Here is a 26,097-nt window from a genome sequence, read left to right on the forward strand (position 1 = left end):
GTTGATGGTGAAAGGAAAATGGTTGCTGCCTGAGGATTACCATCCGGCATTCTGCTTGAGCAGGTTGTTGGAGCGTTGGATCTGAGTAAGCGGAATCTGGCAGAAGCCTCGTTTGCTCTTGATGTTCTCGGCCTTGATGGTCACCGTCTCTTCCCTGCCGCCGGAGATGACTCTCTCTCCACTGGTGGCAATGGTGTTGGCAGCCACGTCGATGCCCTGGCGGAGCAGATCCCAGTAGCGGATGCCCTCACCGACAAACTCGAGCTTGCGCTCTCTGAGGATGTTGCTCTCGGTGGCAGGGAGCTCGCGGTAGCCGTTGCTGAGCGTGCCGTCGCTCTGCGTGAAGGCACGTTTGCGCACCTCATTGAAATAGGTCTGAGCCTTCGGCGAGCCGAGTTCTGCTGCCATCAGCAACACGTCGGAGTAGCGCATGAGCACGTAGTCCTGGGGCTGGGAGATCTGGAAGTCACCCGCCATGAGGCCCTGATAGTAGTGTGTCATCGACCAGGAGCCGTCAGTGCCCTTGGTCCACTTAGATCGTGGCGTGTATTTCTTGATGGCAAAACCAGTGTATTCGCGCTGGTCAGAGGCCACCTTCTTCCAGGCATCGAGCTGCGTGATGCCTTCCTGAGCCATGTTGATGATGGAAGCACTCTGCCGGCTGTCGCCGGTGGCGAAGTCGTTCCATGTGGCTGTGGTCACCGTGGCGCCGCCCCAGCCTTGGCCGTAGGGCACACAGATCGTGCCGCCGGTGCGCATGCCAAACATCACGATGGAGCGGTTGCCGGCATTGTTGCCGTTGTAGTCACCGGTATAGTTGAACTTCATGCTCAGCACTGTCTCGCTGTTGCCGTCGCCGGCATAGGTCGAGTCGTTGGTCCAGTTGCCGGCAGCGTCCTGCACCCAGCTGTCGCTGGCAGCGGGCCAGAGGTTCTTGAATTGCGGCACAAGGCTGTACTCGCCGCTCCCGATGACATCCTCCAAACCGGCCAAAGCCTTAGAGGCAGTCAGTCCGCCGGGCATCTCCTTGCGCTCGTTGTTGTTGTAAACGCCGTCGTAGAAGAGATAGACACGGGCGAGCATGGCCTCAGCAGCGTACTTGGTGATGCGTCCGTCGTTGGCTGCTGCCTGACTCTTGGGGTAAGCGTTGGCCGGGATATTGTCGGCCGCGTAGGTCAGATCGTTGACGATGAGCGCATAGACGCTGTCGGGATCGGCCTGAGGAACGTTCTCGTCGGTAGGCGTGGTGAGCAAGGGGATATGCTCGAACATGCGCACCATATCGAAATAGCACAGTGCACGGATGGCACGTGTCTCGCCGAGGATGCGGCCCTTGACGGCGTCGGAGCTCCACGGCGTGCCCTCGGTCTTGAGCAAAAGCTCGTTGCAGTTGTAGATCGCCTTGTAGTAGTATTCCCACAGATCGTTGTAGATGTTGGTCTGTGAAGCGTCCTGGCTGATGTCGAAACGGTCGATGACTTGGGAGTTGCGGGCGTCGTTGGCACCCGTACCGCCGAAGCACTCGTCGCTCATATACTCTGCTGACATCTGGAAAGTAAAGGTCGGACCGAGTGACACGGTGCCCTGCCAGCCGTCGTAGCAACCGATGAGGGCACGGTCGGCGTCGTTCTGGTTCTTATAATAGTTGCCCGTAGATGTCTCGGTCTTTGACGAGACATCGAGGAAATCATTGCCGCAGGCAGTCAAGCCCAAGGAAAGCAGTGCCGTGGCGGCGATGGTGAATATCTTGGTTTTCATTGTCTTCTGAGATTAAAGGTATTAGAACTTGAGATTGATGCCGACCAGACAGGTGCGTGGCCGTGGGTAGTAGCCCAGATCCACACCGCTGACCCATCCGTCCATACCGTAGCCCACCTCGGGATCCATGCCGTTGTAGTGCGTGAAGGTGAAGGCGTTCTGCACCTGGAAATAGAGGCGCGCCTGCGAGATGTAAGGCGTATGGATGAGTTTGGCAAAGTCGTAGCCCAGCGTGATGTTGCTGATGCGGAGGAACTTGCCGTCGTGGATGAAGAGATCAGAGAACTGGTAGTTGATGTTGGTGTTGGTCACGCGTGGGATCTTGTTGCTCGTTCCCTCACCGGTCCAGCGGTCGAGGATCTCTGTGGTGTAGTTGGCGGTAGTGGTACCCACGTTGCGATAGCTCTGCACGATCTTGTTGCCGGTTTCGCCGTTGGCGGTCACAGAGAAGTCGAAGCCTTTGTAGTCGAAGCCCAGCGAGAAGCCGAAGGTGAAGTCCGGCATACCGTTGCCGAGGTTGACCTTATCGGCATCGTTGATCTTGCCGTCGTGGTTGATGTCGTAGTATTTCACGTCGCCAGGCTTGGGATCAGCCTGCAGCACACCATTGCCGTTGGCGATCCAGTCTTTGATCTCCTGCTCGTTCTGGAAGATGCCGGCAGTCTTGTAGCCCCAGAAATATCCGATGGGCTCGCCGTTGCTGGCGCGATAGAACTCCGAAGAGTTGTCGTAGAGCTGATTGGTCTGTCCGTGGATGATGCCGTCCTCGTTGGGGATGTTGCCCACCTTGTTGTGGTTATAGGCACCATTGACGTTGACGAAATAGTTGAAGTCGCGGCCGATGCGGTCGTTCCAACCGAGACCTACCTCAACGCCGATGTTTTTCACGTCACCACCATTAATATATGGTGCACCTGTTCCTGCCGTGGCGAGGATAGGCGGCTGCACGAGCCAGTCCTTCGTGGTTTTGTAGTACCAGTCAAAGTTAACGTTGAGCTTACCGAGCACACGGGCGTCGAAGCCGAAGTCGGTCTGTTCAGAGGTCTCCCAAGTGATGTCTTCGTTGGCGAGACGCGTCACGCGGGCACCCCACTGGTCGGCTGCTGAACCCTTCGTCGTACCAAAGTTGTAGTAGATATTGGTGAAGGATACAGGTGCGGTATACATGTAGTTACCAATGTTTTGGTTACCGACCTGTCCCCAGCTGCCGCGCAGTTTGAAGTAGTCGACGACCTTTGCCAGCGGTTTCCAGAACTTTTCATTGCTCATCACCCATCCGGCGCTCACCGAGGGGAACCAGCCAAAGCGGTGACCGCGGGCAAAGCGGCTGGAACCGTCGCAGCGCAGTGTGGCCGTAGCCATGTAAGTCTCTTTGTAGTTCCACGACAGACGGCCGAAGTAGCTCACCATGCGCTCTTCGTCCCAAGGCGACCCGCTGGCGCTGAGTCCTTCCTCCTGCGACTTGGCGGTGCCGTTGCTCACCCAGGCATACGGCCAGGTGTCGAAGCCCTCACGCAGGGAACCGTTGGCGGCATAGAGGCTGCTGCCATTGGTGCGGTAGGCCTCAGTGCCGAGCATAGCGTCGAAGAAATGCTTGCCAAGCGTCCAGTTGTAGGTCAGGGTGTTGGTCCAAGTGATGCCAAAACCATCGCTCTTGCTCTGGCTGGCCGACGTGCGCGTGTCGTTGTAGCTGTAGACCGAGAAATGATAGAGCGGGTTGAAACCGCGGTAGTCGTTGGAGTCGTACTTCACGCCGAGTGTAGAGCGGAACTTCAGATTCTTGATGAACTGGAACTCAGCGAAGACATTGCCCGTAAAGGTGGCGTTTTGCGACTTGTTGATGTTGCTGACCATCATCACGCCGTAAGGGTTGCCGTCGGCGTTGTACCACGGGCTGTTGGTGGTGTCGTTGTAGGGACTGCCATACACGCCATTGTCGCTGTAGACCGGTGCCAATGGCGAGGTGCCGAAGGCGGCGCGCAATGAGTTGTTGTATTGGTTGCCGACGTTGAGTCCGCGCTTCTTATAATAGATAAAGGAGACCTGCTCACCGACCTTGAGGAAATTGTCGATGACGTTGTACTCGGAGTTGACACGGAAGTTGTAGCGGCCGTAGTAAGAGACATCCTTGCCGCCGACGATACCTTCCTGGTTCATATATCCCAGGCTCATGGCGTAGTTGCCACGACCACTGCCGCCGGTGATGCCGAGGGTATAGCTCTCGGTTTGTGCGTTGTCCTTGAACATCTGGTCCACCCAGTCGGTGTCGTAGATCTGTCCGGTCGTCGGGTCTGTGATGCCCCACGTGATGACGTTGCCGTCGGCGTCTTTCTGCGTGTAGTAGCTCTTCCAGTCGTAGACCTGGCCGCCAGAGTTGATATTCTGCTCGTCCATGATGGTCATGTACTGCTGAGCATTGAGCATCTTCACCTTGTGGATGGGTTTCTGCCAACCTTTGTAAGCGTCGAAGCTGACCACAGCACGGCCGTTCTTACCGCTCTTCGTGGTGACGAGCACCACGCCGTTGGCCGACTGCGAACCATAGATGGCGGCAGAGGCAGCGTCCTTCAGCACGTCGATGCTCTCGATGTCGGCAGGATTGAGCGTAGCGATGTCGCCGCGGATGCCGTCTATAATATAAAGAGGAGAAGAGGAACCGGTGGTGCCGATACCACGGATGTTGACCTTGAGTCCCTCACCGGGCTGTCCCGACTGCGAGATGATGGTCATGCCGGGGGTCTGCCCTTGCAGTGCCTGCAGAGGATTGGTGGTGTTGAGCTTAGCCACGTCGTCGCCCTTGACTTGAAGGGTAGCGCCGGTGACGAGCTTTTTCTTCTGCACGCCGTAGCCGATGACCACGACATCGTTGAGCGAGTTGGCCTCTTCGGCAAGCTGAATGGTGAGATTGTTGCCTGCCACCTTCACTTTTTGCTGCACAAAACCAATGTAGGACACGAGAAGCGTCTGACCGTCATTGGCCTCCAAGGAGAAATGTCCGTCGAGATCCGTCACAGTACCTGTCTGCGCGCCGACGACCTTGACCGTCGCTCCCGTGAGCGGCTCGCCATCAGTGGCTGACTTGACCGTGCCCTTCACAATCTTGGCGTAGAGGGCTGAGCCTTGCAATACGCCGATCGCCGGAAACAGCAAACATGCTATTAGGGCAATTTTGCATAAGATAGATTTACGCATGGTTGGTTTAGTTTTTAAATGTATAATAATTGATGTAGGTATGACTACCTGGTGTCGAACGTTATTAGGAATGACACTGCAAAATTAACTTTTTCCCAGTGAAACAGCCTGCAACCATGTTACATAAAAGGTACACATATGTTACATATTTGGCATTTTTAGGCCCGCGGAAGTGCTGATATGATGCAAGAATAGCATAAATATGGGGGCGACACCAATATTTTCACTCTTGCATTTCACGGTATCAGCAGAAAAGCGTAACTTTGCGAAATGAGAGAATAGAACGGACGGAACAACAGATTTCGCCACAACACATATTTATACACACATGGATTACAAGATGATCGTGCTCGATCTCGACGGCACACTGACAAATAGTAAGAAGGAGATGACGCCCCGCACACGCGACGCACTGCTGAAAGCTGAACAGCAGGGCGTGCGTATCGTGCTCGCTTCGGGACGTCCCACCTATGGCATCACGGCTCTCGCCGAGGAACTGGACCTGAAGACCTACCAGGGATTTATACTCGCTTTCAACGGAGGACGCATCACTGACTGCGCTACAGGCAAGGTGGTCTTTGACCAACCCTTGAACCCTGAGGTAGTGCCACCACTCTACGAGGCGGTCAAGAAGCACGGCATGGAGATGCTCACCTACCAGGACGAGAAGATAGCGGCAACGAAGAAGGCCAACAAATATGTACTTCATGAGGCATTTATCAACAAGATGCCGGTGGAGGAATACTCCGACTTCATCCATCAGGTCCGCTACCCCATCAACAAATGTCTGGTCGTCGGCGATCCTGCACCCCTGCATCAGCTGGAACTGCAACTGGCCGAAACCTTCAAAGGACAGATGGATGTCTATCGCTCGGCAGGCTTCTTTCTGGAGTGTGTGCCGCCCGGCATCGACAAGGCGCACTCGCTGGAGCGGCTCTTTGAGCTGACCGGCATCCGTCGCGAGGAGGTCATCGCATGCGGCGACGGCTACAACGACCAGAGCATGATACGCTTCGCCGGGCTCGGCGTCGCCATGGCCAACGCACCCAAAGACATTCAGGACTCGGCCAACTACATCACCTACAGCAACGAGGAGGACGGTGTGGCGCACGTGGTCGAGAAGTTTATCCTGAAATAACTTTGTTGGGATAACTGACATTTTTCCGCCCTTTTCCTGGCGTTCTTTTGCACCAAGGTGTCCTTTGCTCCGATTTTTGCGAATTTCAGCGATTTTTCGTAAGTCGCTGATTGATAAGTATATACAAGCTAACCCTTGCTTTTTAGCAGTCGGAAGTGCCCTTTCTGCATAAGAAAAACGTTGAAAGTAGGTCTCATCTCGCCATTCTGACCTTGTCATCTCGCCATTCTGACCTTGTCATCTAACCGAGATGACAAGGTCAAAAAGCCATTTTGGCCGCGTCATCTCAGAATTCTCTCTCAGAGTGCCTTTTCGTTTCTCTAGAATGAAAGCCCGCGGTGAACTACTTTTGTAAGATTCTTTGCAACTAACCGACTTGCTATGCTCACTCGTGTCTAACCATTCAATCGTCGGCGATACCGTCGGTGATCCGTTCAAGGACACTTCTGGTTCCTCGCTCAACATCCTGATCAAACTCATGTCGATGGTGAGCATTGTCATGGCCGGACTGACCGTCGCCTGTATGTAAAAGGCACAAAAAAGGCGCGGCAATAGCGCCGCGCCCCGTATAGTTGTTTTAGATAAGTCTAAATCCGGTATCCCACGCTGATCGACCAACACTGGACACGCTCGCCGCCGCCGGGATTCTTACCATTGGACCGGTAGACCTTCGACAGCGGAATGCTATAGCGAAGGTCTACGATGACACGCTCATACTCCATAGCAACACTCACAGGCACGCTCCACAGCACATTGCGCAGACCATTGCCCTTGACATTGGCTTTCTCAATGTCTGTGGAGTAAGTGTAACTGCCATTCTCGTTGACCTTGACTTCCTGGGATTCTGTATGTGTGCGGTTCCATAGTCCGATACCCGCCTGCAAGCCGGTGCCCACGGAAAGCTTGTCCGTGGCATACCAACGCGCCATCACGGGAATCTTGAGATAGTCGATCGTGAAGTAGCAACGGCTGAAGACATTATAGGTTCCCACCTGACGCTGATCCAAGACATTATCTTTATAGTTGCAACCCTCGCGCGAATAGTAGGCACCGATACTGGCGGAGAAGGGAGCACTGATGCGGTATTCGAGATCCAATCCAGCAGCTGCTCCCGCCTTAAACTTACTCTTCATCGTACCCACATCAGTGGTGAGACTCTCACCACTGATGGTGGAGAGATTGACGCCAACACGCGGTATCACGGAAAACGTACCCGGCTCTACCTGCGCCCAACCCATGGTAGACATGCCCAACAGGGCAAATAGTGCTGCAATGTGTTTCATATTCTTTTATATCAGGAACTGTTTCTTTCTATACAAGGGGCGATACTCTATATATTAATAAGGTGTCAATCCCTTTTCAAAGTTAGCAATATTCTTCCTCTCCCCGTCCTTTTCTTAAGAAAAATGCGCTCTTCTCTCAAATTATTGCCCAAATATTTGGTGGGCTCGCAAAGTTTTCGTAATTTTGCACACCGTAACACAGAGGTTCGCACAGAGCCTATCAACACAGGCATAGGGGCATAGCCCAGCTGGTTTAGAGCGCTGCAGTCACATTGCAGAGGTCATGGGTTCGAGTCCCATTGTCCCTACCAAGCCGTCCATAGCAAGTCTTTGCTTTGGACGGCTTTTCTTTTTGTGTGTTGCCATGCGTCCCCTTCCCTACCCTCTTCTCCGCAGTTTTTCCGCAACATTTCCGCCTTCTTCCTCCGCTTTGCGAGGAAAAAACCGTAACTTTGCATCTATCATCCTCTCCCCGGTCCAAAAGACTCTGCTTCTCCCCCGGCTTGTCGATGACTGCAAAAACCATCAACCCGCAAAACACACTAAAGCATATGCCAGAACAAAAAAATACCGCGCCCCGTCGCAAAAAGGCTTCCACACCCATTGACCCCACCTACGGCCACCTGCAGCCGCAGGCCATCGACGTGGAAAAGGTGGTGCTCGGTGCCCTGATGATCGACAAGGACGCCTTCTCGGTCGTCTCTGAGCTCATCCGCCCCGAGACCTTCTACGACCCGCGCCACCAAAAGATCTTCAAGGCTATCCAGACCCTGAACATGGAGGAAAAGCCTGTTGACATCCTCACCGTCACCAACGAGCTGGAGCGCGAGGGCACCATCGACGACGTCGGTGGCCCGAACTACATCATCGAGCTCTCCTCGCACGTAGCCTCATCGGCACACATCGAGCAGCACGCCAAGATTCTCAAGCAGAAGTTCCTCGCCCGACAGCTCATCTCCTTCGCCAGCGATATCGAGACCAAGGCCTTTGACACCACCGTCGATGTCGACGAGCTCATGCAGGAAGCCGAAGGCAGCCTCTTCGAGCTCTCGCAGAAAAACATGAAGCAGGACTATACACAGATCGACCCGGTCATCCGCCAGGCCATCGACACCCTGCAAAAAGCTTCCGCCAACACCAGCGGTCTGACAGGTATCCCCTCGGGCTATACCAAGCTCGACGACATGACATCGGGCTGGCAGAAGAGTGACCTCGTCATCATCGCCGGACGTCCGGCCATGGGTAAGACCTCGTTTGCGCTCTCTGTGGCCAAGAACATCGCCGTAGACTATCAGACGCCCATCGCCTTCTTCTCGCTCGAGATGAACAACGAGCAACTCGTAGACCGCCTGATCTCCAACGTCTGTGAGATCGAGGGCAAGAAGATTATGAACGGTCAGCTCGCCCGCGACGAGTGGGAACGACTCGACAAGAACCTCTCGCGACTCACGGGAGCACCCATCTATGTCGATGATACGCCGGGACTCTCCATCTTTGAGCTCCGCACCAAAGCGCGCCGCCTCGTTCGTGAGAAAGGTGTGAAGATCATCATGATCGACTACCTCCAGCTGATGAACGCCAACGGCATGCGCTTCGGCAACCGACAGGAAGAGGTCTCCACCATCTCGCGATCACTCAAAGGACTGGCCAAGGAACTCGACATCCCCATCATCGCACTCTCACAGCTCAACCGTACCGTGGAGAACCGTGAGGGCATCGAGGGCAAGCGACCACAGCTGAGCGACCTGCGTGAGTCCGGTGCTATCGAGCAGGATGCCGATATGGTGCTCTTCGTCCACCGCCCCGAATACTACCGTATCTACCAGGACGAGAAAGGCAACGACCTACACGGCAAGGCACAAATCATCATCGCAAAGCACCGTAAAGGTGCCACGGGCGACGTGCTGCTCACGTTCCAGGGACAGTATACCCGCTTCATGAACCCCGAGGATGCCCAACTGGCTCCACTGCCGGGTGAGATGAACGGTGGTGAGTTTATTGGTTCTAAGATGAATCAGGACTACGGTGGTGCTCCGGATACGGATCCTTTCGCCGGTGATCCACTGGGCGGCATGCCTCCAGACACCGGCGGCTCAGTGCCTTTCTGATAAATTATTAGAAAAACAAGCAAAAAAGTTTCAGATTATTTGCTCGTATCGGTTGAATTGTTTACCTTTGCACCCGTAAACAGAAATAGATACGAATCAATACATAAGGTTATGACAAGTTTGTACATCCTTCTAAGCATTATTATTAGCATTCGACTGTATCCCACGGTTGGAAGTGAGAAGGTGTGCGTGCATGTCTGACGGACAACAACCATACAAAGCCTTTCCACTTCCACAAGTGGGAAGGCTTTTTTGTTTGGACAAGTTTCAGGGAACAACAGAGAAAGCAAAAACATTAATACATTAAAGAATATGAGCGACAGACTTTACATTTTCGACACGACGCTCCGCGATGGCGAGCAGGTGCCTGGTTGTCAGTTGAACACAGTGGAAAAGATTCAGGTGGCCAAGCAACTCGAGCTATTGGGCGTGGACGTCATCGAGGCTGGCTTCCCCATCTCCTCGCCGGGGGACTTCAACTCTGTGGTGGAAATCTCAAAAGCGGTGACATGGCCGACCATCTGCGCACTCACACGTGCCGTAGAAAAGGACATCGACGTGGCTGCCGAGTCGCTGAAATATGCCAAGCACAAACGTATCCACACGGGTATCGGCACAAGTGACTCTCATATCAAATATAAGTTCAATTCCAACCGCGAAGACATCCTGGAGCGCGCCGTGCGCGCCGTGGCTTACGCCAAGAAGTATGTCGACGACGTAGAGTTCTACGCTGAGGATGCCGGACGCACCGACAACGAGTACCTCGCACGCGTGGTCGAGGCCGTCATCAAGGCTGGTGCCACTGTGGTCAACATCCCGGACACCACCGGATATTGCCTGCCCAACGAGTACGGCGCAAAGATCAAATACCTCAAAGAGCATGTCGACAACATCGACAAGGCCATCATCTCCACTCACTGCCACAACGATCTGGGAATGGCAACAGCCAACACGCTCGAAGGTGTGCTCAACGGCGCACGACAGGTAGAGGTTACCATCAACGGCATCGGCGAGCGGGCAGGAAACACTTCCCTGGAGGAGATCGCTATGATCCTTAAATGCCATAAAAACATCGGCATCGACACAAACATCAACACACGCAAGATCTATCCGATCTCACGCATGGTATCGTCTTTGATGAACATGCCTGTACAACCCAACAAAGCCATCGTCGGACGCAATGCCTTTGCTCACTCCAGCGGCATTCATCAGGACGGCGTGCTGAAAAACGTGCAGACCTACGAGATCATCAACCCGAAAGACATCGGGCTCGACAACAACGAAATCGTGCTCACCGCACGTTCCGGACGCGCTGCCCTCCGTTATCGTCTGGAGGTCAACGGCGTGGACATCAAGGACGAGGAGACGCTCGACAAGATCTACAAGCAGTTCCTCGTACTCGCCGACAAGAAGAAAGAGATCACTGACGACGACGTGCTCATGCTTGCCGGTGCTGACCGCACCGCCAACCACAGCGTGAAACTCGACTATCTGCAGGTGACCACCGGCAAGGGCGTACGCTCTGTGGCAAGCATCGGACTGGACATCGCCGGACAGAAATTCGAGGAATGCTCCACTGGCAACGGTCCTGTCGACGCGGCCATCTCCGCACTGAAGCGTATCGTACGCAAGCAGATGACCCTCAAGGAGTTCACCATCCAGGCTATCTCCAAAGGTTCCGACGATGTCGGCAAGGTGCACATGCAGGTGGAATACGACGGTCAGATCTACTACGGTTTCGGTGCCAACACCGACATCGTCACCGCGTCCGTTGAGGCATATATCGACTGCATCAATAAGTTCAGAGTGAAATAACATAAGCAGAATCCAATAACACATATTATATATATGAATACCCTGTTTGATAAGATTTGGGACAGCCACGTCGTTCAGATTGTCAAGGACGGTCCCACACAGCTGTATATCGACCGTCTCTACTGCCACGAGGTGACCTCTCCCCAGGCTTTCCAAGGCTTGCGCCAACGCGGGCTGAAGGTGTTCCGCCCCCAGCAGGTCTTTGCCATGCCTGACCACAACATACAAACCCACGATCAGGATAAGCCCGTCGCTGACCCTGTGGGACGCAAACAGATCGACACGCTCGACAAAAACTGTAAGGAGTTCGGCGTCACGGAGTTCAAGATGAACACGCCCGAGAACGGTATCATCCATGTCGTCGGCCCCGAGACAGGTCTCTCCCTGCCGGGTATGACTATCGTCTGCGGTGACTCCCACACCTCTACCCACGGGGCTATGGGTGCCGTCGCCTTCGGCATCGGCACTTCTGAGGTGGAGATGGTGCTTGCCTCACAGTGCATCTTGCAGCAGAAACCAAAGTCGATGCGCATCAACATCAACGGTACGCTCAAACCGGGAGTGGCCGCTAAGGATGTCGCCCTTTACCTGATGTCACAGCTGACAACCTCAGGCGCTACGGGCTACTTCGTGGAGTATGCCGGCGACGTGGTGCGAAACATGAGCATGGAAGGCCGTCTGACCCTCTGCAACCTGTCCATCGAGATGGGTGCCCGCGGTGGTTTCGTAGCACCGGACGAGAAGACTTTCGCTTATATCAAGGGTAAGAAATATGCGCCCAAGGGTGAGGACTGGGAGCGCGCCGTGGCTTATTGGAAGACACTGAAGTCCGGCGACGACGCTGTCTTCGACCGCGAGGTGACCTACGACGCAGCCGACATTGAGCCGCGTATCACTTACGGCACGAACCCAGGTATGGGCATTGCCATCAACGGCACCATCCCCACACTCGACGAGATTCCCGAGAGCGACCAGGCTTCGTTCAAGAAGAGCCTGAAATATATGGGCTTTGAACCGGGCGAGAAACTGCTCGGTCATCCCATCGACTATGTGTTCCTCGGTGCCTGCACCAACGGCCGCATCGAAGACTTCCGCGCTTTCGCCTCTCTGGTCAAGGGACATCACAAGGCACCGAACGTGGTGGCTTGGCTCGTTCCCGGCTCTTGGGCAGTGGCACAGCAGATCAAAAACGAGAAGCTCGACAAGGTACTCAACGAAGCTGGCTTCGAGATCCGTCAGCCCGGATGCTCGGCTTGTCTGGCCATGAACGATGACAAGGTACCGGCAGGACTCTACAGCGTGTCTACCTCCAACCGTAACTTTGAGGGGCGACAAGGCCCCGGCTCACGCACCATTCTGGCCAGTCCGCTGGTCGCCGCAGCCGCCGCTATCACCGGCAAAGTCACCGACCCGCGCGAGTTCATGTAATCTTCTTGGTTGAACACATCAGTATATTATCGCAATGAAACAGAAATTCAATGTCATCACATCCAGCTGCATTCCTCTTCCCCTGGAGAATGTAGATACAGACCAAATCATTCCCGCCCGCTTCCTCAAGGCTACCGACAAGGAAGGCTTCGGCGACAACCTCTTCCGCGACTGGCGCTACAACAAAGACGGCAGCCTGAAGAAGGACTTCGTCCTCAACGATCCCAGCTACTCCGGCTGTATCCTTGTGGCAGGAAAGAACTTTGGCTCTGGCTCCAGCCGCGAGCATGCCGCATGGGCAATAGCCGGTTATGGCTTCCGAGTAGTCATCAGCTCGTTCTTCGCTGACATCCACAAGAACAATGAACTGAACAACTTTGTGCTTCCCGTCGTCGTCAGCGAGCCCTTCCTGAAGGAACTCTTTGACAGCATCGCCAAGGATCATAAGACTCAGGTGAAGGTGGACCTGCCCAACCAGACGGTCACAAATATGGCCACCGGCAAGAGCGAGCACTTCGAAATCAATGGTTATAAGAAGCATTGCTTGATGAATGGCCTCGACGATGTCGACTTCCTCGTGCAGAACCGCGACAAGGTGGAGGCCTTTGAAAAGAACCGTAAGACATGGAATCGCTAAACAAGATGAAGTCGCGCATCGAGATCATGGACTCTACCCTGCGCGACGGTGAACAGACCAACGGCGTCAGCTTCCTGCCTCATGAGAAGCTGATGATCGCCCGTCTGCTGTTGGAAAAAGTAAATGTCGACCGGCTTGAGGTGGCCTCGGCTCGTGTCTCGGAAGGCGAGAAAGAGGCTGTCACCGGCATCTGCCGCTTCGCCGAGCAAGCCGGATACCTCGACCGCATCGAGGTCCTGGGCTTCGTTGACCACAACAAAAGCGTGGACTGGATCGCAGACACGGGCTGTCACGTCATCAACCTGCTGGCCAAAGGCTCGTACAAGCACTGCACCCAGCAGCTCCATAAGACGCCCGAACAGCATATCGAGGACATCCTCGACGTGCTCGACTACGCTGAAAGCAAGCACTTCCGCGTGAATCTATACCTCGAGGACTGGAGTTCCGGCATGATCAACTCACCGGAATATGTCTACCAGATGATGGAGGCGATGAAGGACACCAACATCGAGCGCTTCTTGCTACCCGACACACTGGGTATCCTCACGCCGACACAATGCGAGGACTTCATCACGAAGATGGTGAACATGTACCCCGACAAACGCTTCGACTTCCATGCCCACAACGACTACGACATGGCTGTGGCCGACTCTCTGGCTGCTGTGCGTTGCGGTGCTGCGGGTATTCACGTCACCGTCAACGGACTCGGCGAGCGTTGCGGCAATGCACCGCTGTCGAGCGTGGAGGCTGTGTTGAAAGATATGTGTGGCGTAGAGACGAACATCGTCGAGAGCCAGCTCAACATGATCAGCCGTGTCGTGGAAGGATATAGCGGCATCGCCGTATCGCCCAACGAGCCGATTGTCGGTGAGAATGTCTTTACCCAGGTGGCCGGTGTCCACGCTGATGGTGATAAGAAAGACAATCTCTATAGCAACGCATTGAAGCCTGAGCGCTTCGGACGTAAGCGTGAGTTCGCTCTCGGAAAAAACTCCGGTAAGGCCAACATCGAGAAGAACCTCGAAGAACTCGGCATGACGCTCACGCCGGAACAGGTCCGAAAGGTCACTCAGCGCATCACGGAACTCGGCGACCGCAAGGAGGTGGTCACACAAGATGACCTGCCCTATATCGTCTCCGACGTGCTCAACCGGCATGATGCCATGGAGGAGCGCGTGAAACTCCTGAGCTATATGGTCTCCACATCCTATGGACTGAAGCCTATCGCCAGCCTGAAGGTGGAGATCAACGGCAAGGTCTACACTGCCGACGCTACTGGTGACGGTCAGTACGATGCCTTTGTAAAAGCACTCCGCAAGGTCTATCGTGAGAACCTCAACCGTACATTCCCACGCCTGACCAACTATAGTGTCACCATCCCGCCCGGCGGACATACCGACGCTCTCGTCCAGACCATCATCACATGGCAGGACGACAATGGACGCGTTATCCGCACACATGGCCTCGACGCCGACCAGACCGAGGCTGCTATCAAGGCCACCTTCAAGATGCTCAACAGTTTTGAGGAAGAGAATTTCAAAAAGAAGTAAATAACAAACAATACATAGCATATTATGAAACTGAACATTGCTGTTCTCCCCGGTGACGGTATTGGACCGGAGATCATGCCGCAGGCACTCCACGTGCTCGACGCGGTGGCTAAGAAGTTTAACCATGAGTTCACCTATCACGAGGCTATCTGCGGTGCACATGCCATTGACGCCGTCGGTGATCCGTTCCCCGATGAGACGTTCAAGACATGTATGGATGCCGACGCTGTGCTCTTCGCCGCTGTTGGTGATCCGCGCTTTGACAACAACCCGACACTGAAGGTGCGTCCAGAGACCGGTCTGCTGGCTATGCGCAAGAAACTCGGACTCTTCGCCAACGTACGTCCCGTGGCTACCTTCGACTGTCTGCTCCACAAAAGCCCGCTGAAAGAAGAGCTCATCAAGGGCGCTGACTTCGTGGTCATCCGTGAGCTCACCGGTGGCATGTACTTCGGTGAGAAATACCAGGACGACGAGAAGGCATACGACACCGACATCTACCATCGTTCTGAGATTGAGCGCATCCTGAAGGTGGCTTTTGAGTTCGCTGAGCGTCGCAACCACCACCTCACCGTCGTCGACAAGGCTAATGTGCTGGCCAGCTCACGTCTGTGGCGTCAGGTGGCAAAGGAGATGGAGCCGAAATATCCCGATGTCAATGTCGACTATATGTTCATCGATAACTGCTCAATGCGCGTGCTCACTGAGCCCCGCTTCTTCGATGTCATCGTCACGGAGAACACCTTCGGCGACATCCTCACCGACGAGACGAGTGCCATCACGGGTTCCATGGGTCTCCAGCCTTCTGCTTCTCTTGGCGAGCATACTCCGCTCTTCGAGCCTGTTCACGGCTCTTGGCCACAGGCAGCAGGTAAGAACCTTGCCAACCCCTTGGCACAGATCCTCTCCGCAGCCATGATGCTCGAGCACTTCGGACTGAACAAGGAGGGCGCACTCATCCGCGAGGCCTGCGACCAGAGTCTGGAGCAGAACGTGCGCACACCGGAGATTCAGGTCGAAGGCGGAAAGCACTATGGCACTAAGGAGGTCGGCGAGTGGATCGTCAACTACATCGAGAACAAGTAAAAGCTAAGGATCAGTATTTCGCCCTTCCAAGCTGACCTATGCTTGAGAACCGCAACACTCCCTTCAAAACCAAAAGTGCAGTGCACTTTGCTATAACAACAAAAGCCGGCAAATTCTGCCGGCTTTTGGTATTCTCCCATCTTTTGTTCTTTGCCCTGTTGCTGGAAAGCTCCAACCCCTGCTTAAAAAAGAAGCCTAAAACCCTTGCTTTTCTCCTTGAAACTCCTTATTTTTGCATATCATCTTTCTATTCAACCTTTCAACCATGACGGACAAGCTGCTTCATTACATAGAAGGCGTTGGATGGCGCTACGACTGTGACCACTCCATGACGCACCGCATGAATAGCCACGACTACAAGGGCCGAAGCATCTACATGCTCACCCTCACCTTGGCGCATCGCAGTAAACCACTCCTGGGTACGCTCAGATGGAAGCAAAAAGAAGGAGAGGAAGGCATGCTCCCACAGTCTGCTAAAGAACGTGAGGCCGTTGTCGACCTCACGCCTTTGGGGAAACGTGTGCGCGATTGTTGGGAGCAGATACCCGCCCATTACCCCGATGTGCGGACGATCATCCTACAGATCATGCCCGAGCATCTGCATGGCGTACTCTTCGTAACGCAAGATCAGGAAGCCCATCTCGGACAAATGGTGAAAGGCTTCAAGATCGGCTGCTCAAAAGCATGGTGGGCACTCAACCCCTCCCTTCTCTTCGATGCCCCACAAGATGCCACGGCGGGCACCTCGTCGTTCGCTCCGTTCTGTTCGCCGAATTATAATTCGGCGCGCACAACAGCCGCCCCCGTTGCGTCCGCCATAGCCGCGCCCGCTGCGCCCTATTCCCGTCCTCTCCCTCACAGCAAGGGTGCAAAAGGTCCCTCGCTCTTCGCCCCTGGTTACAACGACTCCGTACTCATGGGCGAAGGACAGCTGGCAAATATGATCCGCTACGTACAGCAGAACCCGCTGCGCGCCATGATCAAGCGAGAGCATCCCGACCTGTTTCGCATCGTGCGTGAGCTGCACTTTGGTGGTCACACCTTTGCCGCCATCGGCAATCACTGGCTCTTGGAGCACCCTATGAGGATGCAGGTCCGCTGCCACAACAACACCACCGAGACAAACCTTAAGCTTATTGCCAAACAAAAAGAATACTTCCTGCTGCGAGGAGACAAGGGTGGTGTGGTGGTGAGCCCATGTATCTCTCCCGGTGAGAAAGAGATCGCCCGGGCAGCACTGGATGCTCAGCATCCGCTCATCGTCATCTTGGAAAATGGTTTCCCTCCGCTTTACAAACCACCCGGGAAGTATTTTGATGCTTGTGCCAAGGGCCTGTTGCTCATGCTCGCGCCGTGGCCCTACCACACAGAGCGGCGCACGATCACCCGCGAGCAATGTCTTGCCCTCAACAACTTCGCCTTTGAGATCTGTGACGAACCCTGGACCAGCGACAAAGAACAACAGCTGTTGCAACTTGCCTTGCGGAAAGACAAATAAAGACTTGCGCAAGGAAAAATAAAGACTTGCGCAAGGACGAATAAAAAAATCCCCTTGCCGCACAACGGTAGCAAGGGGATAATAAGTTATCTAAACAGAATGTTTAATCATTCTCAAGACCAAGGCTCTTCTTGATAGCCTCGATCTTCTTCATGCCCTTCTTGTCCAGTTCCTCATACTGTGAAGCATCTGTCATGGTGTCCTTCACCTCTATGTAGAACTTGATCTTAGGCTCTGTTCCCGATGGACGAACACTCACTTTGGTGTCGTCGTCGCAGAACCACTGCAGCACATTGCTGGCCTCCGGCATGACAAGGTCAGTAACCTTACCATCAGCAGCAGTAGCCTTCAACGTCTTATAGTCCTTCCACAGCACTACCTTAGAGCCACCGAGTTCCTTCGGCGGATTAGCACGGAAGTCGCTCATCATCTTCTGGATCTCCTCAGCACCACTCTTTCCGGGACGCTCCACATTTACGGTGAACTCCTTGGAGAAACCATATTCGAGATAGATGCCCATGAGAATGTCGTAGAGCGTCTTGCCCTGATCCTTGGCATAAGCACAGATCTCTGCCAACAGCGAGCAGGCAGATACAGCATCCTTATCGCGGACGAAGTCCTCAGCAAGGAAGCCGTAGCTCTCCTCACCGCCGCCGATATACTGCTGTTTGCCTTCTGAGAGTGCAATCTCGCGGGCAATCCACTTAAAGCCAGTGTAGCAGTCACGCATCTCAATGTTTTGCTTTGCAGCGATCTTGCGAATCACCTCTGTCGTAACGATTGTCTTCACGATGAAGTCCGTCGGCTTGAGCAGACCTTTAGCCTTACGGTTCGTGATGATATACCACAAGAAGATCAGACAGGTCTGGTTGCCGTTGATCAGCACCCACTCACCCTTATCGTTCTTGCAAGCCATACCCACGCGGTCTGCATCCGGGTCAGAGGCCATGAGAATATCGGCATCGAGCTTCTTAGCGTCGCGCAGTCCGAGCGTCAACGCCTCGGCGAACTCTGGGTTTGGACGGTCGACGGTTGGGAAGTTGCCGTCCTTGATCATCTGCTCAGGAACGCAGTGTACATTATCAAAGCCCCAATAAGCCAGCGAACGCGGAATCATCACGCGACCGGCACCGTGGAGCGGAGTGTAGACGATCTTCAGATCGTGCTGGCGACGGATCACCTCATGGTCGATAGAGATCGTGCGGATCTGACGCAGATAAGGCTCGTCGATGTCCTCGCCAATAATCTGAATAAGGTCTTTATTCGGCTCGAACTTCACATCGTCGATGGTTACTTTGTTCACCTCGTCGATGATGCCTTTATCGTGAGGAGCCAGCACCTGAGCACCATCCTCCCAATAAGCCTTGTAGCCGTTGTACTCTCGTGGGTTATGGCTGGCCGTGATATTCACACCGGCCTGGGCCTTAAGATAGCGGATAGCGAAGGAACACTCAGGCGTTGGGCGCAGGTCATCGAAGATATAAGCCTTGATGCCATTGGCAGAGAAGATGTTTGCTACTGTCTCGGCATACAGACGGCTGTTGTTGCGGCAGTCGTGGCAGACCACTACAGAGATCTGTTCACGATCCTTGAAGTTCTTTTTCAGATAGTTGGCAAAGCCTTGGGTGGCCATACCGACAACATAGATGTTCATGCGGTTGGTGCCAGGTCCCATGATACCACGCAGTCCGCCGGTACCAAACTCCAAGTCTTTATAGAAGCTTTCTATGAGTTGTGTCTTGTCAGGATTGTCAAGCATTGCCTGAACTTCATTGCGTGTCTGCTCGTCAAACGAAGGCGAGAGCCATGCCTTTGCCTTAGCCTCACATTGGGCTATGAGCGCTGCGTTGTTTTCCATGATATGATATCTTTGTTAGAAATAATTAGTTCTATGGGCAAAGATAGCAAATATTTGCGATAAACACGCTACGTTACAGATAAAAATTTGTAAATTTGTACCAAAACAAAAAGGAATGCATTTCATAGGACTACTTCTCGCTATCAGCACCTTTATTATAATAGGTGTCTTCCATCCCGTTGTCATCAAGACTGAATACCATTGGGGCACACGTCCCTGGTGGCTGTTTCTTATTGCCGGTTTGGCATGTATTGGCGCGTCATTGTGCATTGCCGACACCATACTCTCAGCCATTGTCGGTGTCACTGGCGCCAGTCTGCTGTGGTCGATCGGCGAACTCTTTGAGCAAAAGAAAAGGGTGGAGAAAGGCTGGTTTCCCATGAATCCCAAGCGCAAGGCACAATATTCAAGCCTCAAAGAGCAAGATGCGCACGACAACGTGCATCATTCAACCCTCGAAAAGAATGATTTATGCGACAAAGATGCTTCACTCACTAAAGGAGAATAACCATGAAGACCATCCTTATCCTCGTCGGCAAGACACAAAACAAACATTTCATTGCGGGCATCAATGACTACACTGAGCGCATCGCACACTACATGCCTTTTGAGATCCGCACCATTCCGGAACTGAAAAACACCAAGAGCCTCACCGAGGCCCAACAAAAAGAAAAGGAAGGCCAGCTGATCCTGCAAGAGTTGCAAAACAGCGACACGGTGGTGCTCCTTGACGAGCATGGCAAGGAATTCCGTTCCATAGAACTCGCCGACTGGTTGCAGCACAAGCAGAACACAGCCCGACGGCTGGTATTTGTCATCGGTGGTCCGTATGGATTCTCACCGGAAGTATACGCACGCGCCAATGACAAGATCTCGCTCTCACGGTTGACTTTCAGTCATCAGATGGTAAGACTCATCTTTGTCGAACAGCTTTATCGGGCTTGTACGATCATCAAAGGTGAGCCTTACCACCACGAATAAGTGCGCTATTTCTTAAAGAGCTTCACAACAAACTCCTTCAGGCATCGGCGCCAGGTCAGCCACTCATGGGCTGTTCCGGGCGAGACATAGTCCTCTACCTTCACGCCTGCGCCTCTGAGATCCTTGATCAGCTTCGACGTGCCCATGTTTTCCTCACTGCCACAACCGAGGAAGAGGGTATGCAACTTACTGTTCACTTCGTCAGGGCGTGAGAAGATGCCATCGTATGTCTTGTTGACATCCAACCCGAAGATGGCACCGCTGAAGCCTCCGCAATAGGAGAACTTGTCGAGATGCGTGAATACCATGTCGAAGGTTTGGTGCCCGCCCCATGACAGTCCCGCCATTGCACGGTGGTCCCGGTCGGTCTTTGTACGGAAACTCTTGTCGATCGTAGGTATCAAATCATTGATGAGCACCTGATAGAACGTAGCACCATACTGGCTCAGACCGGCTTGGTTGCCTCCATCCTTATCGGGACGGTAAGGTGCTTTCACGTCGCCGCTCTCCATCACGACGATCATCGGCACTGCCTTACCAGCGGCAATCAGGTTGTCCATGATGTTTTGCATTTTGCCCTGATGGCTCCAGCCAGTCTCGTCTTCACCCATTCCATGCTGCAGATAGAGCACCGGATAGCGTTTCTTTCCCTGTTCATATTCTGCCGGCGTGTAGACCATTGCCCGACGCCACTGGTGCGTAGAGTTGGCATAATACTGGAATGAGCGCACCTGACCCTTTGCCACGCCCTGCTGTGGACGATAGTAGTCGCCCTCGGATCCCTCCGGCACTTCCAAGGCACTGGCCTGGCGGCAACATCCGAAATACGTGTCAGTAGCTGGATCTGTCACTTGTACGCCGTCTACCCAGAAGAAATAATAGTGGAATCCCACCGGCAGGGGGTCGCTGACGCCCGTCCATGTACCCGCCTCGTCACGCTGCATATCGTATTTCTTTCCGCAGATGTCAGCCACTACATGCTGTGCGGCAGGAGCGTGCAGACGGAAATAGGCACGTCGGCTGCTGTCGATCTTCGGGAAATCATTGCCGGGTTCTGCCGTCTCGCTCGTCACGGCATCAGCCGGAACTGCGACACTCTTGAATACAGGATAGCCAAGTAGTGACAACATCTTATAAGCATACCGCCGCCCAAGTTCTCTGTAGCCGGCAGCATCGAAGTGGAGATTGTCGGGACCGTTGGTGCAGCCCTCGGAAGAGATCACGTGTGCCGTGTGGATCGTCTCAGGCAGTTTGTCGATGATTGCATTCATTGCCACACAGCGTCCGTGGCCGTCCGCACGTACCACCTCACCGGCGAGCAAGGGCACGTCTTCTGATTTCAGATGCAAGTCAGCGATAAGCTGGTTATAGACCCACGCCACCTTCTCGGGCCAGCGCACGTCTCCCGTGTTGCTCTCGCCCTGATGGAGCAGAATGCCTTTGATCACGCCGGCCTGCTGAGCCTTGCGTGCCAAGGTCACCAAACGGTTATAAGGATTGTTGCCGTAGCAGGCGAGCATACCCTTCATCCACTGAGGTGCTCGTGTCTTGACGTAGTTGTCGACCGAGTCACGCATAAACGTCTCGATATGACATCCGCCTACTGCCACAGTGATCACGCCCACGCGCACGTCCTTCGGCAGCCGTGCCACCATCTCACGACCGAAATAATCCACCGGAGTAAGGCCTGTATTCTCGCGGCAAAGTGGCGGCGTGGCAGTATACCACTCCCCCATCTTACGCCCCAACTTGTGGTCGTCGACGGCAGCCATCATCTGGAATCGCGGATCCACACCCGTGAGATCTTGCGGTTCTATCTTGGCGTTGCCCTCCATATTGCTTTGTCCGAAGCAGAGGAAGATATAGAAGTTTGGATCCGGAGCCGCTTCCATGCTCCCGGGTAAGAGCCACAGTGCCAACAGCAACAAGCCAAGATGGCGGAAATAAGGAATGATGTTCATGTGTATTATAGATTTAGTTTTTCTATTTGCAAAGATAGGGCGAATTGGCAAAACCGACTTTACAATATGTATCATATAGTTGTCGAAAACGTTTCACACATAAAAATTTAGTAAAAGATAGAATAGAATAGAAGAAAAACATTACCTTTGCAACCTATTGTAAACATTGAGAACCCATGCGAAAACTTCTACTTTCAACAATAGCCGCTTGTCTGTGGGTAATGCAGGGAGCGGCACAAGAAGGCAACGAAATCATTCTGCCACACGGAAAATGCGGCACCTCTATGATCATTGAGCGGGAGAGAGCCGCCAACCGCATTGCCAGCAGAGCTATAGGAAGCCAATATCCCAGCTATGTTCCCCACAAAGGAAGCATTGCGATCCCCGTCATCCTTGTCAACTTCAAGGATGTGCATTTCAGCATCAACAAGCCGAGAGAAGCTTTTGAACAGTTTTTCAACGGAACGGAGCAAAAGAGTATGGGCTATGGCAACGCCAAGAACCATGGCTCCGTCGCCCAGTATTTCTCGGATATGAGTTCCGGCGCGTTCACTCCTACCTTTAAGATTTATGGTCCCGTGACGTTAGACCAGGACGAGACCTACTATGGAGGCAACACTCATGGAAACAATTCCGACGAGAATCCAAGAGGCTTAGTGAAGGACGCGATAGCCAAACTCCAAAGTAGCAGTGAGAAGATCGATGACGCGACATCATTCTGCGCAGACGGCAATAGCGTAGACTGTGTATACATCATCTATGCAGGTGTAGGACAGAACTACAGCACATACCCCAACGCAGCCGACGACGTAGCCACAGCTGTTTGGGCAAACACAGGAAGCATCAGCGGATCGCTTGCCAACAAAAGCCTGAGATGGTATAGCATGGCCGGTGAGCTTACGCCAGTATATCTGAATAGCAACGAAGAGTTTGATACAGAAAATGGCACAGTCCCCTGTATAGCAGGCGTAGGCGTCACCTGTCACGAGCTGAGTCACGCCTTAGGTTTACCCGACTTCTACCCTACATCAGCCTCTGCGCAAGTCGACAACCAGGAGATGGAATACTGGGATCTCATGGACGGAGGGGAATACGGTGATAATGGTTTCTATCCTACCGCATACACAGCATGGGAAAAGAAGCAGATGGGATGGCCGGTTGTCATTACAGAATTGGACGGCGACCAACAAGTAACCATCGCCAACTCCACAGAAGAAGGCGGTAAGGCCTATAAGATTACCAACCCCGACAACAGCAACGAATACTTTATGTTGGAAAGCATCCAACGAAAAGGATGGAACAGTTACCAATACGGCAACGGCCTGCTCGTCTATCACGTCAACGAGCCAAACAATGGCACGGTCAACATCTTCGACACTTATAACAACATAAAAGGCTATCCCGGTATGGCGGTAGTACCTGCTGATGGAGCCTGCCAGTCCTCGTACCTTGACGCAAACAAAGATACATATTACAACAGTCTTTATGGTGATCTCTTCCCTGGAACTGGCAATGGAACAAATATGAATGTTATGGAGCTCAGCGACACCAATGTCAAGCCTAACTGGCGCTGGTACAACTCCGATAAAACCGAAAAGTTGCCTACCAGCAAGGCCCTCCGCAACATCACCTACGACAGCTCTACGGGTATTGTCTCCTTTGACTATGTCCACGACACCACTACCGACATCAAAGGCATTGAGCACAATGGAACGACAACAAGGTGCATCTATACGCTTGACGGCCGCTATGTCGGCCAGGACTTCAACGCCCTGCCACATGGTATATATATAATAGGTGGTAAGAAGATCGTGAAATAACGAAACTGGGAAACCCGATATAACCACTAAAAAAAGAGGGTGTATCATAATTAAGTTTTATGGTGCATCCTCTTTTCTTTTACAATGATAGTCGTAAAATTAGGATTAGGTCGACTTTTTAGTTAAAATTCCATTTTTCGCTGTTTTTAGAGTCGTCAGGACCACAAGTAGGCAGGAATAGGCCGTATTAGTGGCTCCAAAAGGCTTTCCCTTGCCTTTTTTGTTGATTTTCGAGCACATTTTCTTTATGTTGAAAGCAATCGCAAAGAAGGCAAAGTCCATCTTGACTTGTCCATATCGAAGTGCCTGAAGCGTTTGTAGTTCATGTCGTACTTCATCTGTCCGAAGACGGCCTCTGGCTCTATGCATCTTTTCCCCCTATATTTTATTCCTTCTTCCGAAGTAAGTCTTTCCGCGGCCTGCTTTCTGTATTTGGCAAGACGGTGGTTGACTTCGATGATCCTGTTGCCCTTGATTGAGTGGGTTTGAAGCTGCATTCTTGCGGGGTCGAAGCTATGTTCTTTTGGGGTCGAAGCTATGTTCCCAATGTTGTAACGCTATAGAAAAAGATCGTTCGCTACGCAGGGAATGATTAAAATCTACGCAGCGAACAATCATTTGTAAGGCAGTAAAAACAAGCGTTGAAAATCTATTTCCTACCCTCCTCCGGGGAGGAAGGAGCCGCCGGAATCCGGCCTTTCACTCCCCCTCTCCCCTTATTGGAGAGTCAGAAAGGGTTGTTGGAATTGACAACTCGTGTGTTTCCTTTTTTACTTGCCTTGCAGTCCGTCTGCGAAGCCTGCGTAGGTATGCTTGCGGTTATAGTTCAAATCCCATAAACCCGTCGGACTGTTGGCAAGCCAACCACTGTTTGCCGGGCTGTCCGTGGCGCACCATTGGCAAATGCCCCACTGCTGGGCAACTGGTATGATCTCGAAATACTTGCTGACAACAAACTTATAGAGATCAGCCATCGCATGGTGCTGCTCCTCTGTAACATCAGCCGTATTGACATTTTTGCCATCCTTGTCCACAAGACACATATCCAACTCTGAGATACGGACGAGTTTGCCGGATTGAGCCAAGAGCTTAAACATGTTGACGATCGCATTTTTCTTGCTTTCTTCCACCTGCTTGTCCATATAGCATGTGATGTGCATTTGAGAACCGATACCGTCGATCTTTGTTACGCCATCACCTTCCCACAGCTGAATCCAGTGTATCAGGCTCTTGAGCTTCTTATTGCCGTCCCAGTCACTCTCCAGATTATAGTCGTTGATGAAGAGTTTCACGTCCTTGGGACCATATTGGCGGGCCAGGCGAACAGCCGTACGCACATAGTCGAGGTCGCCAAGATAGTCCTGCCAATAGAAGTTGTTCTTAGCATCATCTTTGCTGACAGTTCCCCGTGTAGCCGACTGCAAGTCATAGTAGCCGTCGCCATCTTTGTCCTGACCGGAGATTGCCTCATTGACGACATCCCAAGCCTTGACCTTCCCCTGACAAGCTTCCATCATGCCCTTAATCCAGCGATCCATGGCTTTGGTCAGCGTGTCCTTCTTCTCTTCAGGAGTCTGTGGCTGTACATTAAGCAACACTTTCTTTTGAATAGTGATAGACTGCAGATCGATGGTAGCTTCGGCTGTTCCAGGCTGTATGATCATATCATAATTGCCGCCTTTGACTCGGGGCATCTCAAACACAATATCGCTCCAGCCCTCATTAAGCGTGATATTACCTTGAATCTTTTGGGCATCACCGTCCCATCCATTCTGCACGACAAAGTTCGCATTCACCTGTGCAGACGACTTCACATGGATGACCGCTTTATAGTCTCCTGCTTCCAAGCTATTGCCTTGGGAACAGAAGAACTGAGACCAATTGCCTGTTCCAACGAAATGGATAGATCCGTCGATGACAGGCGGTTCGCATCCCATAGGATAGTAAGGGAATTTACGGGGCACTGGTAAAACCATGTGGATTT

Annotated in this window: 17 protein-coding genes, 1 tRNA gene and 2 pseudogenes; 13 read left to right on the plus strand and 7 right to left on the minus strand. The window is 53.0% G+C overall.

The window, feature by feature from the left end; translation table 11 throughout:
* Positions 1-36 precede the first annotated feature (36 nt).
* Together NG346_RS00440 and NG346_RS00445 are read right to left on the minus strand one after the other, a co-directional pair.
* Entirely contained in the window at positions 37-1,758 is a 1,722-nt protein-coding gene (locus tag NG346_RS00440; RefSeq protein WP_262288088.1) for a RagB/SusD family nutrient uptake outer membrane protein, read from the minus strand.
* 21 nt (positions 1,759-1,779) lie between these two features.
* Positions 1,780-4,950 carry a SusC/RagA family TonB-linked outer membrane protein gene (locus NG346_RS00445; RefSeq protein WP_262288089.1) on the minus strand — a complete coding sequence of 1,057 codons (3,171 nt, stop codon included), beginning with the start codon at positions 4,948-4,950 and terminating at the stop codon, positions 1,780-1,782.
* A gap of 328 nt (positions 4,951-5,278) precedes the next feature.
* Between NG346_RS00445 and NG346_RS00450 the strand changes: the two genes are divergently transcribed.
* Together NG346_RS00450 and NG346_RS00455 are read left to right on the plus strand one after the other, a co-directional pair.
* Positions 5,279-6,088 carry a Cof-type HAD-IIB family hydrolase gene (locus tag NG346_RS00450; protein WP_262288090.1) on the plus strand — a complete coding sequence of 270 codons (810 nt, stop codon included), beginning with the start codon at positions 5,279-5,281 and terminating at the stop codon, positions 6,086-6,088.
* 403 nt (positions 6,089-6,491) lie between these two features.
* Positions 6,492-6,617: pseudogene (locus NG346_RS00455) on the plus strand (sodium/proton-translocating pyrophosphatase); the annotation flags it as partial.
* A gap of 58 nt (positions 6,618-6,675) precedes the next feature.
* Here the strand turns inward: NG346_RS00455 and NG346_RS00460 are convergent.
* Positions 6,676-7,371, minus strand: coding sequence for a porin family protein (locus NG346_RS00460; RefSeq protein ID WP_262288091.1), 696 nt, complete (start codon positions 7,369-7,371; stop codon positions 6,676-6,678).
* A gap of 233 nt (positions 7,372-7,604) precedes the next feature.
* On the opposite strand from NG346_RS00460, the gene NG346_RS00465 reads away from it, so the two are divergent.
* The 8 genes from NG346_RS00465 (at position 7,605) to NG346_RS00500 (ending at position 17,493) form a co-directional block, all read left to right on the plus strand.
* Positions 7,605-7,682, plus strand: a tRNA-Val gene (locus tag NG346_RS00465).
* Between the two features lie 240 nt (positions 7,683-7,922).
* Positions 7,923-9,479 carry a replicative DNA helicase gene (gene dnaB / locus NG346_RS00470; RefSeq protein WP_262288092.1) on the plus strand — a complete coding sequence of 519 codons (1,557 nt, stop codon included), beginning with the start codon at positions 7,923-7,925 and terminating at the stop codon, positions 9,477-9,479.
* Between the two features lie 312 nt (positions 9,480-9,791).
* Positions 9,792-11,294, plus strand: coding sequence for a 2-isopropylmalate synthase (locus NG346_RS00475; RefSeq protein ID WP_262278833.1), 1,503 nt, complete (start codon positions 9,792-9,794; stop codon positions 11,292-11,294).
* A gap of 33 nt (positions 11,295-11,327) precedes the next feature.
* The gene (gene leuC, locus NG346_RS00480) at positions 11,328-12,722 is read left to right on the plus strand and encodes a 3-isopropylmalate dehydratase large subunit (protein ID WP_262288093.1); all 1,395 of its coding nucleotides are present in this window, start codon (positions 11,328-11,330) and stop codon (positions 12,720-12,722) included.
* Between the two features lie 34 nt (positions 12,723-12,756).
* Positions 12,757-13,359 carry a 3-isopropylmalate dehydratase small subunit gene (gene leuD / locus NG346_RS00485; protein WP_262278831.1) on the plus strand — a complete coding sequence of 201 codons (603 nt, stop codon included), beginning with the start codon at positions 12,757-12,759 and terminating at the stop codon, positions 13,357-13,359.
* A complete protein-coding gene (locus NG346_RS00490) occupies positions 13,347-14,909 on the plus strand; it encodes an alpha-isopropylmalate synthase regulatory domain-containing protein (RefSeq protein ID WP_262288094.1) in 1,563 nt (520 codons plus the stop codon). The genes leuD and NG346_RS00490 overlap by 13 nt, the downstream gene beginning before the upstream one ends.
* A 24-nt stretch (positions 14,910-14,933) precedes the next feature.
* On the plus strand, positions 14,934-15,995 hold the full coding sequence (gene leuB / locus NG346_RS00495; protein ID WP_262288095.1) for a 3-isopropylmalate dehydrogenase: 1,062 nt from the start codon (positions 14,934-14,936) through the stop codon (positions 15,993-15,995).
* A 265-nt stretch (positions 15,996-16,260) separates the two neighbouring features.
* A complete protein-coding gene (locus tag NG346_RS00500; RefSeq protein WP_262288096.1) occupies positions 16,261-17,493 on the plus strand; it encodes a hypothetical protein in 1,233 nt (410 codons plus the stop codon).
* A gap of 103 nt (positions 17,494-17,596) precedes the next feature.
* Here NG346_RS00500 and NG346_RS00505 read toward each other — a convergent pair whose 3' ends face one another.
* A complete protein-coding gene (locus NG346_RS00505) occupies positions 17,597-19,351 on the minus strand; it encodes a phospho-sugar mutase (protein ID WP_262288097.1) in 1,755 nt (584 codons plus the stop codon).
* A 115-nt stretch (positions 19,352-19,466) separates the two neighbouring features.
* On the opposite strand from NG346_RS00505, the gene NG346_RS00510 reads away from it, so the two are divergent.
* Positions 19,467-19,859, plus strand: a complete 393-nt coding sequence (locus NG346_RS00510; protein ID WP_262288098.1) for a DUF4491 family protein — start codon at positions 19,467-19,469, stop codon at positions 19,857-19,859.
* 2 nt (positions 19,860-19,861) lie between these two features.
* On the plus strand, positions 19,862-20,332 hold the full coding sequence (gene rlmH, locus NG346_RS00515) for a 23S rRNA (pseudouridine(1915)-N(3))-methyltransferase RlmH (RefSeq protein ID WP_262288099.1): 471 nt from the start codon (positions 19,862-19,864) through the stop codon (positions 20,330-20,332).
* A gap of 5 nt (positions 20,333-20,337) precedes the next feature.
* Here the strand turns inward: rlmH and NG346_RS00520 are convergent, their stop codons facing one another.
* A complete protein-coding gene (locus NG346_RS00520) occupies positions 20,338-22,224 on the minus strand; it encodes a sialate O-acetylesterase (RefSeq protein ID WP_262288130.1) in 1,887 nt (628 codons plus the stop codon).
* Between the two features lie 245 nt (positions 22,225-22,469).
* Here NG346_RS00520 and NG346_RS00525 point away from each other — a divergent pair, with 245 nt between their 5' ends.
* Positions 22,470-24,113: a M6 family metalloprotease domain-containing protein gene (locus tag NG346_RS00525; RefSeq protein WP_262288100.1), complete on the plus strand. Its 1,644-nt coding sequence runs from the start codon at positions 22,470-22,472 to the stop codon at positions 24,111-24,113.
* A 105-nt stretch (positions 24,114-24,218) separates the two neighbouring features.
* On the opposite strand, the pseudogene NG346_RS00530 reads toward NG346_RS00525, so the two are convergent.
* Positions 24,219-24,586 (minus strand): annotated as a pseudogene (locus NG346_RS00530) (transposase); the annotation flags it as partial.
* A 297-nt stretch (positions 24,587-24,883) separates the two neighbouring features.
* Positions 24,884-26,089, minus strand: coding sequence for an endo-1,4-beta-xylanase (locus NG346_RS00535; protein WP_396266650.1), 1,206 nt, complete (start codon positions 26,087-26,089; stop codon positions 24,884-24,886).
* Positions 26,090-26,097: the final 8 nt, after the last annotated feature.

Origin of the sequence: Hallella absiana (genome assembly GCF_025457485.1) — a bacterium.
Taxonomy (GTDB): Bacteria; Bacteroidota; Bacteroidia; order Bacteroidales; family Bacteroidaceae; genus Prevotella; species Prevotella absiana.